This is a genomic window from Arthrobacter sp. 10L430, from assembly GCF_056395245.1.
Genome location: NZ_JBFTJD010000015.1, coordinates 51476 through 63445 on the forward strand (window position 1 = coordinate 51476; position 11970 = coordinate 63445).

The following is an 11970-nucleotide window of genomic DNA, read 5'->3' on the forward strand; positions in this document are numbered from 1 at the left end:
CACTTCGAGCCCAATTCCCTGCCTCCGTTGGGCGCCAAGTGACCCCGCGTTGCCTTAGGATGAGCGGCGCTTCGCACATTTGACCCGGCTGATCACGCGTTGGAATCCGTCCTCCAAATCGTCGGCGTTGACCTTGAAGTAGGTCCAGCCCGCACTGATGAAAGCCTCGTCGCGACGGTTGTCGCGGGACTGCTGTTCCCGCGAAAGGTGATGGGCGCCGTCGTACTGCAGTGCAATCCGAAAGCGCCGGTACCCGAGGTCGGCCGTCGGCGACCATGGGTCGGACGGGTCAACGCGCAGCTGCAGTTCCGGCTCGGGCAGGTGGGCGTCCAGCATGGCGAGCCGCAGGAACGTTTCCGGGTAGGAGTCTGCCCCTACACGCATCTCATCCAGCGCCTGCCGGGCCTTCTCCACGCCCTTCATGTTCGGGTGCTGCCGGATGAGCAGGCGCAGACCGTCCTTGTAGGCATAAGGCGTGGTCCGGGACACCCATTCTCCCGGCGTGGCGGCCGCCAATACCCTGGCTCGTTCCCACAGTTCGAGTTCCCGGCCACGCGGCAGATAGATAAGGCGGCCGCCGTCGGCAAGGTCTTTGGCGCGGAGCCGTTTCGCGGAAACGCCCTGCGCCCTCGATTCGTACACGGTAAAGGGCAAATGGTTCAGGGTGTCGGGTAGCGGCGTTGACCGGGCCATGGGAACTATTCTGGCTGCTCGTCGCGGTCCTCAAAAGTTATCCACAGCCTGACTTCAGCTTTTGCAACGCGGGGTCAGATGGCGCCCAATAGACGCGCTCTATGCGGCGATATCTGACCCCGCGTTGCTGTCAGAGGCCGAGGCGGGCCACGGCTTCCTCGCGCATCTCCACCTTGCGGATCTTGCCCGAGACCGTCATGGGGAAGCTCTCGCGGACGTCGACGTAGCGCGGGATCTTGTAGTGGGCCAGCTTCCCGCGGCAATAATCAGCCACGGCGGCGGCGTCGAGCGGCTCCGCCCCGGGCTTGAGGATGATGCACGCCATGAGTTCCTCGCCGTACGTGGCATCGGGCACGCCGATCACCTGCACGTCCTGGATCGAGGGGTGCGTGTAGAGGTACTCCTCGATCTCGCGCGGGTAGATGTTCTCGCCGCCGCGGATCACCATGTCCTTCATCCGGCCCTCGATCACCACGTAGCCGTCGTCGTCCATGCGGGCCAGGTCCCCGGTATGCATCCAGCCCTCGGCGTCGATGGCCTCCGCGGTCTTGTCCGGCTGGTTCCAGTAGCCCTTCATGACGGCGTAGCCGCGGGTGCAGAGTTCGCCGATTTCGCCGCGCTCCACCACGTCCCCCGTGGCGGGGTCCACCACCTGGCTCTCCAGCCCCGGCATGGTCCGGCCCACGGTTTCGGTGCGCTGCTGCATGGTGTCCCCGCTCCGGGTCATGGTGGACACCGGCGAGGTCTCGGTCATGCCGTAGCAAATGGCCACGTCCTCCATGTTCATTTCCGAGATCACCCGGTTCATGACCTCGATGGGACACAGCGAACCGGCCATCACCCCGGTGCGCAACGTCGAGAGGTCGTACGACGCGAAGTCCGGCAGCGCCAGTTCGGCGATGAACATGGTGGGCACGCCGTAGAGGGACGTGCCGCCGAAGTCCTGCACCGCTTCCAGCGCGGCGGCCGGCGTGAAGCTGCGGCCGGGAATGATGGTGGCCGCGCCGTGGCTGAGCGCATTCAGGTTCCCGATCACCATGCCGAAGCAGTGGTAGAACGGCACCGGAATCACCACGCGGTCCTGCTCGGTGTACCCCAGCAGCTCGCCGATCGAGTAGCCGTTGTTCAGAATATTGGAGTGCGTCAGGGTCGCGCCCTTGGGGAAGCCCGTGGTCCCGGAGGTGTACTGCAGGTTGATGGGGTCGTGCGCGTCCAGTTCCGCCATGCGGGCCTTCAGCCCGGAATGCCCGACGTCGTCCGCCCGCTTGAGCAGCTCGGCGTAAGTGAGCTCCTGCCCGGCTTGGGGGACGCCGGCGTCGAGCTGTTCCGCACCAAGATCCGGCAGGAACACGAGCTCGCGCAGCTCCGGACATTGGGCGAGCGCCTGCCGCGCCATCGCCACGTAATCGCTGTTCCGGTCCGACGGCGCCGTAACCAGCATCCGCATGCCGTTCTGCCTGACCACGAACTCCAGCTCATAGCTGCGGTAGGCCGGATTCACGTTGACAAGAACGGCCCCGATCTTGGCCGTGGCGTACTGCAGGATGGTCCACTCGGCGCAATTGGGGCTCCAGATGCCGATCCGCTCCCCCTTCGCGACGCCCAGGGCGAGGAGCGCGCGGGCGAGCCGGTCGACGTCGTCGTTCAGTTTGGTGTAGCTCCAGCGGCGGGCGTCGGCGCCGGGCACCGCGGCCGCCTCGATCAGCGCATCATGGAACGGGAACCGGGCCACCACCCGCTCGAAATTCTGGCCGATGGTTTCTTCGAGCAGCGGGACGTCAGTGTCCCCGGCTGTGTAAGCGCGCATGATGGCACGCTATCAACTGGCTCCGGGCAAGAGAAGCGCAACAGAAGGGTGTTCGGCGTAAACAGGTCCGGACCCGCAGTCGGCGGCCGGTATTGTGAAATCCATGAGTGCACCCATCGACCTGCAGGCAACGTTCATCCCCAACGACGGCGAATTCTTCCGCGTGAAGCTGGCCCTGGAAATCGCCATCGACGAGGTAGTTAGCGAGCCCGGCTGCATCCAGTACGAGCTCACCGAAGCCAGCGAAGAGAAGCTGGTCCTGACCGAGCAGTGGGCCTCGGAAGAAGACCTCCACAAGCATTCCAAGGGGACCGCGGTCCAAGACCTCAACGAATCCCTCAGCGCCCTGCTGGCCGAGCCTGTCCAGCTCGTGCGCCTCTAGTCCGTCCCTACAAATACCGCGGGATCACGCCGCACCCAAGGAACCGAGGTTCGTGGGTGCGGAGTGACCCCGCGTTGCAGTTAAAAGCCGAACTAGAAATCCGGGATCTGGGTGCCGTCCTGCGTGCCGGCGTTGTTGCCCGTGCTGTTGCCTGCGGACGCGGCGGCTTCGGCCTGCGAGCGCGCCACGTGGGCGTGGACTTCCTCCATGTCGAGGGCCTTGACGGCGTCGATCACCTGTTCAAGCTGCGGGGCGTTCAGCGCACCGGGCTGCGAGAAGACCAGGACCTTCTCGCGGAAAGCCATGAGCGTGGGGATGGACGTGATGCCGGCTTCCGCGGCCAGCTGCTGTTCTGCTTCGGTGTCCACCTTGGCGAAGACAACGTCGCTGTGCTTCTCCGAAACGGCGGAGTATGTGGGGGCGAACTGGCGGCACGGCCCGCACCAGGCGGCCCAGAAGTCCACCAGGACAATGTCATTGCCCTCGATGGTCGATGCGAACTGTTCACCTGTGATGTCAACGGTAGCCATGGTTCAACCGTACGCGAGGCCGGTCCCGATGTCCCTCCGCCGGGCGGCTTGTTCGCTCCCCGCGTCACCGGGAATATCTCCGCCCGGCTCTTCGACGGCCTCTTGCGTGGTCAGACCCAGGCGTGCGGTGCCGGCCTGCGAGCCCCGGGCAGCGCGTTGGTTTCGCGCCAGTCATGGATCCACTTCGGGAGCTCCAGCCCGGCCGGGGGCTCGCCAAACTCGGCGAGAATTTCCTCCTGGCTCACGGGCCTTCCCGCGCTCACAAGACGCGTGGCGATATATGCCCGGGCATAGATCTCGCCATCCACGACCATGCGCTGTTCGAAATAAATCGCCTTGGCATCCAGTCCGATGATCCTGGACTCGACCGTGTAGCGCTGCCATAACCGCAGGGAGCGGCGGAACGCGATGGTCTCGCCCGCGGCCACGGGACTCCAGCCGCGCCGGCGCATCTTCGCCCACGTGCCGCTCCGAACCATCAGGTCGAAGCGGCCCAGGTCCATCAGCGAGAAGTACATCCCGTTGTTGACGTGCATGGCGATGTCGATGTCCGTCGGGAGCACGCGGAGCGGAAGCGAGGACTCCTCCCAGACGCTGATTGCAGAGCGTTTGGAGGAGCTGAACAGCAGCATCAGGGTGCGCAGAAGCAGGTGCATGACGTCCATGTTACTCGTGAGTAACAACTTTCGCAGTTCCCCGCGCCCGCAGGCTCCCGGCGAGGCCTGCGGGATTCAAGTAGGGGTCGCGCGGAAAGACAGGTACTGCCCACGCGGGTGCCCCCGGCCCCGCGCTCCTACACTCAACACTGCTGGGCAGATGCGTTTGTGAGCGCGTCCCTCTCAATTTAATGGTCAAGCGTGAACAGGAAGCGATCCCGCCTGAGCGCCTCCCCTGCCTGCGCCTGACCGCCCAGCAAGCGGCCGCGAGATACTGCCGGCCGCGCAACGGTTCAGGGGTCAGCCATGAATCAGCAGGAAATCGCCAGCCAGCACCGTGCGGCGGTTCAACTATTTGATCTGCAGCCAGGCTCGCTGCACACCGGATTCGGCATCCGGGTCCTCGTGCTCGCCGGCGTGCTGCTGGTGAGCGCTACGGCCCCCATTTGGTCAGCGGCTCCCGCGCACGAGACTCCTGCTTCAGCGAGCCAACCCGTACCGGCCGCCCTCCAGGATGACGCGATGCCGTGGTCCGGCCGGCCGGGCTCAGTGTCAGACACGCCCGCTTCCGAACCCGCCGCCAGGCCGTCGCCGCGAGTGTCCGCCGCAGTTAGCCACACGGTCCCAAAGAAGACATCCGCCTCCTCGATTGCTGCGAAGGCCCGGGTGACTGCGGCCCCGCACAGAACTGCCCCCGCCGCCAAGGTGCCGGTGCGTGCTCCGGCACCTGCCCCGGTGGCGGCACCCGCTCCGGCACGTGCCGCGGTGGCGGCACCCGTTCGGGTAACGGCCCCGGCTCCAGTCGCGGCCCCGGCAAAACCCGCGCCTCCGCAGCCGGCACCGGCTCCGGTGCCGGTCGTCCGGACCATCTACGTTGCTGGCGCAGGTGGACAGGCCATGGTGGACCAATGCATCGGACCCATCCACTACACACCAGACGACGGGTACTCGCTTTTCATCACTGAACACGACTTCTGCGGCGGCTGGGCGCGTTTCTCCGGAATCCAGGTAGGCGAGAGAGTGGACGTTCCGGGCTACGGCACCTACACGGTGGCCGCCCGGGGCCAGGTTCCCAACGGCGGTACCACCAACGATGTTGCCGCTGTGTTTGGCGGGTTCCCCAGGGCGGTGCTGCAGACCTGCATTCCCGGTACCACCCAAATGCTCGTGATAGCCCTTAACTAGCAGCAGGGTGGCCCGGTCCACGATACCCGGCAGCCGCTACCCCATGCCCGTAAGTGGCTGCCCTCGGCCGAAATATTGCTGGCTTCAGGAATGACCGGTCCCTTTAGGGCGGCCGTTCGCCGCGATGGGGACCGGTCGATGGGTCCGGAAACCCATGTCGTCCTGGTGGTGCAACTCCTCAGTAGCCGCCTGTGCCCGCAGCCGCCTCTTCGGCGTGGGGTGTCTTGGCGTAGTCGGTCTTGTTGACCTGGTACGCGTGCGCGTCGAGTTTCATTGCCCCCTGGTTGACTTCTTTCAGCTGGGCGTCTGTCAGCTGCTCGATCTTGACCAGTTCGAGGGTCTCCTGGTCTGCGCCGCCGACTGCCGTCACTTTCACCAGTCCGGTGCCCGCTGAATAGTATTTCCGCTGGTGCCCAACAGCCGGTTCCAGCGGGTTGTGTTCATCAATGACGAGCACGTCGTCGTAGCAGCCAGTGGGCACGCATACCCGATCGTTCTCCTTGAAGACCTTGCCGCAGTCCAGGAAGTCCACTGCCGGTGCATGGGCCTGAACATATTCCGGAGTGCCGGTCTTGGGCTCGCCCGGCATGGCGACGCCGGCCTGGGCTTCGGAGATGCTGTGAATGAACGTGCTGGGGGCGCCCGTGAACTTGCCGTTCTCGTACTCTTCCGGGTACTCCCCAAACAGCCAGACTGTCCCCGACTCCGTTTGGGCAAAGAAGGCCAGTTCGGATTCGACCAGCACGCCGTCAGCATAATCCCGGTCCCACATCACCTGGGTCTTCACGCCGTCTATGGTCTTGGTCAGGCCGGTCACTTCGTGGACAACCTTCCGCTCCGCGGTGCCCTCCTCGGTCTTCACGGTGCCCGTCGTCGTGTACTGCGCGCCCGGCTTCAGCGGGAACCACTTGTTGTCGATCTTCGGCGACGCCTGGAACGCGCTGAGGTCAAAGTTGATGGCAGAGCCGGGCCCGCACAGCTCTGTGGCGTCCGCGCTGCCCGTCGGCGACGCTGCCGGCGAAGTCGTTTCGGTTGTTACTGACGGGGTCGCCGAAGCAGAGGCCGACTGCGACGACCCCGAAGTCGTTGCCGGGGCCGGCGCGGCATTGGGCGCGCCACACGACGCCACTGTGGACATCGCTATGAGCAGCGTGAAAGCGGAACCCAACGCTGCCGGTCGTCTTTTTGGCTTGAACATCTCTGTAGCCTTTCGCTGTTGGAATTACTGGATTCCAGCAGCTGCGCCCGGCCCGCCGCATTGGGCTCATCTGGAGGGCAGCGCTGGCGAAACCGCACCCAGTACGGATACGTGCAAAGTCTCCGTGGACGGGGCGCGGATTAGTGTCTCTCGGGACGACTCACCGAGGAACGACCAGAAGATGCATTCAGCCTCCTCTACCTGAGACCGTTGCCAAGTCCGGACAGGGTTAGCAAAAGCATGGCCCTATTTGGTCTATTTGAGAAGGGGTGCGGAGGCGGCATTTGAACGGCAGCATGAACGGGTTCCCGCGGCACAGGCTGGACCCGGGTGGTGCCTCATTGGGTCACCAGGCTGTAGGGGCCCTCCAGGGACGAAAAACCCCGCCCGGCCTGCGTTTCGCAGGTCAGACGGGGTTTTCCCGTGCGTGGCAGATGAGGGATTCGAACCCCCGTAGGCGTTGCCAGCTGATTTACAGTCAGCCCCCTTTGGCCGCTCGGGTAATCTGCCGAACTTCAAAGAAGTTACCCGGGTTATTGCTTCCAGTAACCGCGGGCAAGACAACTTTACAGAACTTCTGCCGAAGAATCGAATCGAGCCGGAAACGGCCCAAAAAGCCCGGAAACTCAGGCTTCTCCGAGAATGCGCCCGGCGAGTTTCGCTTCAAAACGGACAGCTTGCTCCTCGGTGATCTGATGGAGCTGCACTGCCCGCTGGAGGTCCGCGTGCACGCCGTCCAGTCTCGATGATGCGTCCGCGGCGGGGCTGAGGATGATCGACGCGGCCACGGCCGCGGCGGTGACCGAGGTGGCTGCAGTCACGATCACCCCGGCGGCGGCTGCGGTGGATCGGCTGACATAGCGGACTGCCTGGTGGGTCATTGCATTCCTTCCGGGGCGGCTTCCAACTCCTACAACTCTGCGCAGCCAACCTTCGTTCCACCAGTGCCTTCGCTATGAGAGAACTGTGAAAGGGGTTTCACCTTCACAACCGGCCCATCCGTACTACGCTGGACTGCAGATATCCACGCCAGGCCGGGCCGGCACAACTTTGCAATGGCGCAGTCCATGCGCGGGCACAGCCGGCGCCGGCCGGGTGAAAGCAACCACCATCAAGAGGAGAGTCATGGCAGGCGAGTCCACATTCGACGTCGTAAGCAAAGTAGACAAGCAGGAAGTGGCGAACGCCCTGAACCAGGCGCAGAAGGAGCTGGTGCAGCGCTACGACTTCAAGGGCGTCGGGGCCGAGGTTGACTTCAGCGATGACAAGATCCTCATGAAGGCGAACTCTGAAGAGCGCGTCCTTGCCGTTCTGGACGTGCTGCAGTCCAAGCTGATCCGCCGCGGGATCTCACTCAAGTCCCTGGACACGGGTGAGCCGTACGCTTCGGGCAAGGAATTCCGGCTGGAGGCTTCCATCAAGGAGGGTATCGCCCAGGATCTCGCCAAGAAGATCAACAAGCTGATCCGCGACGAAGCGCCCAAGTCCGTCAAGTCCCAGATCCAGGGCGACGAACTCCGGGTGACCTCCAAGTCCCGCGATGACCTCCAGGCCACCATGGCCCTGCTGAAGGACTTTGACGAGGCAGATCTCCAGTTCGTGAACTTCCGCAGCTAGCAAGCATCACATCCGGCCCTTTCGGCTGGACCGCCGGGGCCGGGCGCCCGCGTCACATCTGGCGCGGACACCCGGCCTCATGCGTTTTTCTGAGCCCACGGACGTTCAGCCTTACGAGCCCCCGTAATTAGGGCACGGAAATTTCGCATAATTCTCAGCCACGGGTAGTCTCCTGCTTAGGCCAGCCTTACTTAGGGTCAGTTGACCACGAGGCCGGTACCCACGCCCCCGCACCGAGACCCCGAGGACACCATGAACGCGCCCTACTTTGACCGGCAATCCCGCGCTCCCCGGGGCCCGGCCGCCCGCAGCATCACCTCCGCACTCGGACTGGTTGCCGGCGCAGTCCTCCTTCCCCTGGTCCTCACGTCCTGCGCCGGCGCGGGAGTAGGCGCAGGAGCCCCCGCTTCCCCCGCCGGCAGTCCTGCCGGGAATGTCTCCGGCGATGCCACCCTGCAGAAACTCAATGACACCGCCGCCGCCAAGTACTCCGCCTACGTCGAGGACCAGGCTGACCAGCTCGTGGCCGGCACCAAAGCGTTCGCCGCCGCCTTCGCGGGCGGCAATGCCGCCACTGCCCGCAGCCTGTACGCCCCCACCCGCATGCACTGGGAACGGATTGAGCCGGTGGCCGAGGCCTTCGGCGATCTGGACCCCAAGCTGGATCTCCGGGAGGCGGACCTGGCGCCGGGCGAACAGTGGACCGGGTGGCACCGGGCGGAGAAGGACCTCTTCGCCCCTGCCGGCTACCAGCCGATGACGACGTCCGAGCGCGCAGTGCTGGCCAAGCAGCTCGTTGCGGACACGGAAGACCTCCGCCGGCGCACCAGAACGGTGACTCTCACCGCAGACAAACTGGGCAACGGCGCAAAGGAACTTCTCGACGAGGTGGCCACCGGTAAGGTCACCGGCGAAGAAGAGACCTGGTCCCACACGGACCTCTGGGACTTCCAGGCCAACGTGGACGGCGCACGGACCGCCTTCGAGATCCTTCGCCCCGCGCTCCAGCAGAAGAACGCCGGGCTGGCCACTGAACTCGACACCAAGTTCGCGGCACTTCAGACGGAGCTCAAGAAACACGCCAAGGGTGACGGCTTTGCCTACTACGACGAGCTCACGCCCGCGCAGGTCCAGAAACTGGCGGCCTTGGTCGATGCGCTGGGCGAACCGCTTTCCCGGCTCACGTCGGCAGTGGTGCAGTGAGCCAGGTAAGTCGTCGCGGACTGTTGTCCCTCGCCGGGGCCGGCGGTGTGGGCGCTGCCGCCGGCCTGGCCGCAGGATTCCTGGGGCACGACGCCGTCGCCGAGGCTGCGGGCCCGGCAAATGACACCGTCGCCTTTTACGGTGACCGCCAGTCGGGAATCACGACGCCGGCCCAAGACCGGCTGCACATGGCGGCTTTCGATGTCATCACCGAGGACCGGGCGGAGCTCATCCAGCTGCTGAAGGACTGGACGGAGGCTGCCGCTGCCTTGACGGCAGGGCGGGAAACCGGATCCACCGGCGCCGTGGGCGGGCCTGCGGACGCCCCGCCCGAGGATACAGGCGAAGCCCTGGGCCTGAATGCGGCGCGGCTGACGCTCACCTTCGGATTCGGCTCCACGCTCTTCGAAAAGGACGGAACCGGCAGGTTCGGGCTGGCGGGGCGCCGCCCCGAGGCCCTGATTGATCTCCCCCATTTTCCCGGGGACGACCTGCAGGAGCAGCGGACCGGCGGCGACCTGGTGGTCCAGGCCTGCTCCGATGATCCCCAAGTGGCGGTCCACGCCATCCGCAACCTGGCCAGGATCGGATTCGGCAAGACCCGCGTGCGCTGGTCCCAGCTCGGCTTCGGCCGCACATCCTCTACGTCCCGGTCCCAGCAGACACCGCGCAACCTCTTCGGCTTCAAGGACGGCACCAGCAATGTGAAGGCCGAGGACACCGGGCTCCTCGACGCACACGTCTGGGTCCCCGGCGGCGGCAAAGCCACCGAAGCCTGGATGGAAGGCGGCAGCTACCTTGTGGCCCGCCGCATCCGCATGCACATAGAGATCTGGGACCGCACATCCCTTCGCGAGCAGGAGGGCCTGATCGGCAGGACCAAGGCCGAAGGTGCGCCGCTTTCCGGCGGCACCGAGTTCACTGCCCCGGACTTTGGCACGAAGGGCCCGGACCAGGAAACCCTGATCGCCAGGGAATCGCACGTCCGGGTGGCGCACCCGTCACACAACAACGGCGTGCGCATGCTGCGGCGCGGCTACAACTTCACGGACGGCTCCGACGGCCTGGGCCACCTGGATGCTGGCCTGTTCTTCATCGCGTTCGTGAAGGATCCGCGCACGCACTACGTGCCGATGCAGCTGGCCATGGCACGGCAGGACACCCTGTCCGTAGAATACCTGCAGCACACCGGCTCGGGCCTGTTCGCTGTTCCTCCCGGAGTGCGGCCCGGCGGATTCTTCGGCGAAGGGCTTTTTACGGCATGACAACCACCCAGGGCGCAAACACCGGCGTGGACTACAGCGTGGCAGCTGAGCCATGGGACGCAGCGGACGGCACGCGGCTCCGCACCATGCAGCGGGCCGAACTGGACGCGCGGTACGGCTGCGACGACCATGAACCCGGCTCGGCACCCACCGCCGAGGACATCACCGTCTTCCTTGTCGCCCGCGACGGGCAGGGCGCGGCCGTGGCCTGCGGCGCGCTGCGGCAGCTGGACGCGGCCTCGGCGGAGATCAAGCGGATGTTCGTGCTGCCGGGCCACCGCGGGAGCGGAGTGGCTGCCGCGGTGCTGCGCAGCCTTGAGTCCGAGGCGGCCCGCCTGGGGCTGCGCGAGCTCAAGCTCGAGACCGGGACAGCCCAGCCGGACGCCATCCGGTTCTACGAGCGCGAGGGCTACCGGCCGATCGACAACTTCGGGCCATACGCCGGCGAGCCGCTGTCCGTGTGCTACGCGCGTTCGTTCGGGTAAGCCTGCATCCAGTACCTGCATCCCGCCCCGTTGAAGTACGACGGCGGGAGGTCAGTTGAGCGGCCGGCCCGCCATCCGCTCCAGCCTGGCGATGCGGTCCTGCATGGGCGGGTGGGTAGCGAACAGCTTGGTCATCGCGCCGCCGCGGAACGGATTGGCGATCATCAGGTGCGAGGTGTTGACCAGACGCTGGTCCTGCGGCAGCGGCGCTGCCTGAACCCCCTGATGGATCTTCCGCAGGGCTGAGGCCAGCGCGAGCGGGTCTCCGGTGAGCTGCGAGCCGTCCTCATCGGCGTCGTACTCCCTGGTGCGGGAGATGGCCACCTGGATCAGTGACGCCGCGAGCGGCGCGAGCAGCGCCATGGCAATGAGGGCCAGCGGGTTCGAGTTGCGGCGGTCACCGCCGCCGAAGAACAGCAGCATCTGCCCCACCGAGGTGATGACACCGGCCACGGCGGCAGCCACGGACGAAGTCAGGATGTCACGGTTGTAGACGTGCATGAGCTCATGGCCCAGGACGCCGCGGAGCTCGCGGGGGCTCAGCAGCTGCACGATGCCTTCGGTCACGCAGACGGCCGCATTCCTGGGATTCCGCCCCGTTGCGAATGCGTTCGGCGCCATGGTGGGCGAGACGAAGATGCGCGGCATGGGCTGGCTGGCGCGCATGGAGAGGTCCCGGACCATTTGGTAGAGCTCCGGGGCCTGCGCTTCGGTCACGGGGTAGGCCTGCATCGAACGGAGCGCGATTTTGTCGCTGTTCCAGTAACCGTAGGCGGTGGTTCCGACGCCGATCAGCGCCATGATCCAAAGGGGCGCGGCACTGCGCATGCTGGACCCGATCAGTGCGCCAAGCGCCAGCAGAACCGCCCACAGCACTCCGAAAAGCGCTGCCGTCTTCAGTCCGTTGTGGTGATTGTGCACTGTTGCCTCCACTGCTCGTGAGTCGGGG

At 65.6% G+C, this 11970-nt stretch carries 13 protein-coding genes and 1 tRNA gene; 6 read left to right on the forward strand and 8 right to left on the reverse strand.

Annotated elements, in window-relative coordinates; all coding sequences use genetic code 11:
- Positions 1 to 54: 54 nt before the first annotated feature.
- On the reverse strand, positions 55 to 693 hold the full coding sequence (locus AC1DDG_RS13995; protein WP_476876521.1) for an endonuclease domain-containing protein: 639 nt from the start codon (positions 691 to 693) through the stop codon (positions 55 to 57).
- A gap of 130 nt (positions 694 to 823) precedes the next feature.
- A complete protein-coding gene (locus AC1DDG_RS14000; RefSeq protein ID WP_476876522.1) occupies positions 824 to 2500 on the reverse strand; it encodes an AMP-binding protein in 1677 nt (558 codons plus the stop codon).
- Between the two features lie 103 nt (positions 2501 to 2603).
- Here AC1DDG_RS14000 and AC1DDG_RS14005 point away from each other — a divergent pair, with 103 nt between their 5' ends.
- Entirely contained in the window at positions 2604 to 2882 is a 279-nt protein-coding gene (locus AC1DDG_RS14005) for a putative quinol monooxygenase (protein WP_476876523.1), read from the forward strand.
- 92 nt (positions 2883 to 2974) lie between these two features.
- Here the strand turns inward: AC1DDG_RS14005 and AC1DDG_RS14010 are convergent, their stop codons facing one another.
- Both AC1DDG_RS14010 and AC1DDG_RS14015 read right to left on the reverse strand, forming a co-directional pair.
- Positions 2975 to 3412, reverse strand: coding sequence for a thioredoxin family protein (locus AC1DDG_RS14010; RefSeq protein WP_230117479.1), 438 nt, complete (start codon positions 3410 to 3412; stop codon positions 2975 to 2977).
- A 110-nt stretch (positions 3413 to 3522) separates the two neighbouring features.
- Positions 3523 to 4068 carry an acyl-CoA thioesterase gene (locus AC1DDG_RS14015; protein ID WP_476876524.1) on the reverse strand — a complete coding sequence of 182 codons (546 nt, stop codon included), beginning with the start codon at positions 4066 to 4068 and terminating at the stop codon, positions 3523 to 3525.
- A gap of 306 nt (positions 4069 to 4374) precedes the next feature.
- Here AC1DDG_RS14015 and AC1DDG_RS14020 point away from each other — a divergent pair, with 306 nt between their 5' ends.
- Positions 4375 to 5253 carry a LysM peptidoglycan-binding domain-containing protein gene (locus tag AC1DDG_RS14020; protein ID WP_476876525.1) on the forward strand — a complete coding sequence of 293 codons (879 nt, stop codon included), beginning with the start codon at positions 4375 to 4377 and terminating at the stop codon, positions 5251 to 5253.
- A 178-nt stretch (positions 5254 to 5431) separates the two neighbouring features.
- On the opposite strand, the gene AC1DDG_RS14025 is transcribed toward AC1DDG_RS14020, so the two are convergent.
- The 3 genes from AC1DDG_RS14025 to AC1DDG_RS14035 all read right to left on the reverse strand — a co-directional run bounded on the left by AC1DDG_RS14025 (position 5432) and on the right by AC1DDG_RS14035 (position 7332).
- Positions 5432 to 6451 (reverse strand): hypothetical protein, encoded by a 1020-nt coding sequence (locus AC1DDG_RS14025; RefSeq protein ID WP_476876526.1) that lies wholly within the window; start codon positions 6449 to 6451, stop codon positions 5432 to 5434.
- Positions 6452 to 6879: 428 nt separating this feature from the next.
- Positions 6880 to 6961, reverse strand: a tRNA-Tyr gene (locus AC1DDG_RS14030).
- Positions 6962 to 7077: 116 nt separating this feature from the next.
- Positions 7078 to 7332: a hypothetical protein gene (locus AC1DDG_RS14035; protein ID WP_476876527.1), complete on the reverse strand. Its 255-nt coding sequence runs from the start codon at positions 7330 to 7332 to the stop codon at positions 7078 to 7080.
- A gap of 244 nt (positions 7333 to 7576) precedes the next feature.
- Here AC1DDG_RS14035 and AC1DDG_RS14040 point away from each other — a divergent pair, with 244 nt between their 5' ends.
- The 4 genes from AC1DDG_RS14040 (at position 7577) to AC1DDG_RS14055 (ending at position 11021) form a co-directional block, all read left to right on the forward strand.
- The gene (locus tag AC1DDG_RS14040) at positions 7577 to 8068 is read left to right on the forward strand and encodes a YajQ family cyclic di-GMP-binding protein (RefSeq protein WP_230117474.1); all 492 of its coding nucleotides are present in this window, start codon (positions 7577 to 7579) and stop codon (positions 8066 to 8068) included.
- Positions 8069 to 8320: 252 nt separating this feature from the next.
- Complete coding sequence (gene efeO, locus AC1DDG_RS14045; protein ID WP_476876528.1) at positions 8321 to 9271, forward strand: iron uptake system protein EfeO; 951 nt, start codon at positions 8321 to 8323, stop codon at positions 9269 to 9271.
- Complete coding sequence (gene efeB / locus AC1DDG_RS14050; RefSeq protein WP_476876529.1) at positions 9268 to 10536, forward strand: iron uptake transporter deferrochelatase/peroxidase subunit; 1269 nt, start codon at positions 9268 to 9270, stop codon at positions 10534 to 10536. The genes efeO and efeB overlap by 4 nt, the downstream gene beginning before the upstream one ends.
- The gene (locus AC1DDG_RS14055) at positions 10533 to 11021 is read left to right on the forward strand and encodes a GNAT family N-acetyltransferase (RefSeq protein WP_476876530.1); all 489 of its coding nucleotides are present in this window, start codon (positions 10533 to 10535) and stop codon (positions 11019 to 11021) included. Before efeB ends, AC1DDG_RS14055 begins: the two co-directional genes overlap by 4 nt.
- Before the next feature lie 51 nt (positions 11022 to 11072).
- Here the strand turns inward: AC1DDG_RS14055 and htpX are convergent, their stop codons facing one another.
- Positions 11073 to 11942 carry a zinc metalloprotease HtpX gene (htpX, locus tag AC1DDG_RS14060; RefSeq protein WP_476876531.1) on the reverse strand — a complete coding sequence of 290 codons (870 nt, stop codon included), beginning with the start codon at positions 11940 to 11942 and terminating at the stop codon, positions 11073 to 11075.
- Positions 11943 to 11970: the final 28 nt, after the last annotated feature.

Excerpts from the sequence above, each read along its gene's own strand:
- AC1DDG_RS14000 (WP_476876522.1), bottom strand. The coding sequence starts at position 2,500 with ATGCGCGCTTACACAGCCGGGGACACTGACGTCCCGCTGCTCGAAGAA.
- AC1DDG_RS14055 (WP_476876530.1), top strand. The coding sequence starts at position 10,533 with ATGACAACCACCCAGGGCGCAAACACCGGCGTGGACTACAGCGTGGCA.
- AC1DDG_RS14035 (WP_476876527.1), bottom strand. The coding sequence starts at position 7,332 with ATGACCCACCAGGCAGTCCGCTATGTCAGCCGATCCACCGCAGCCGCC.
- AC1DDG_RS14005 (WP_476876523.1), top strand. The coding sequence starts at position 2,604 with ATGAGTGCACCCATCGACCTGCAGGCAACGTTCATCCCCAACGACGGC.
- AC1DDG_RS14015 (WP_476876524.1), bottom strand. The coding sequence starts at position 4,068 with ATGCACCTGCTTCTGCGCACCCTGATGCTGCTGTTCAGCTCCTCCAAA.
- efeO (WP_476876528.1), top strand. The coding sequence starts at position 8,321 with ATGAACGCGCCCTACTTTGACCGGCAATCCCGCGCTCCCCGGGGCCCG.
- AC1DDG_RS14010 (WP_230117479.1), bottom strand. The coding sequence starts at position 3,412 with ATGGCTACCGTTGACATCACAGGTGAACAGTTCGCATCGACCATCGAG.
- AC1DDG_RS14025 (WP_476876526.1), bottom strand. The coding sequence starts at position 6,451 with ATGTTCAAGCCAAAAAGACGACCGGCAGCGTTGGGTTCCGCTTTCACG.
- AC1DDG_RS13995 (WP_476876521.1), bottom strand. The coding sequence starts at position 693 with ATGGCCCGGTCAACGCCGCTACCCGACACCCTGAACCATTTGCCCTTT.
- AC1DDG_RS14020 (WP_476876525.1), top strand. The coding sequence starts at position 4,375 with ATGAATCAGCAGGAAATCGCCAGCCAGCACCGTGCGGCGGTTCAACTA.
- AC1DDG_RS14040 (WP_230117474.1), top strand. The coding sequence starts at position 7,577 with ATGGCAGGCGAGTCCACATTCGACGTCGTAAGCAAAGTAGACAAGCAG.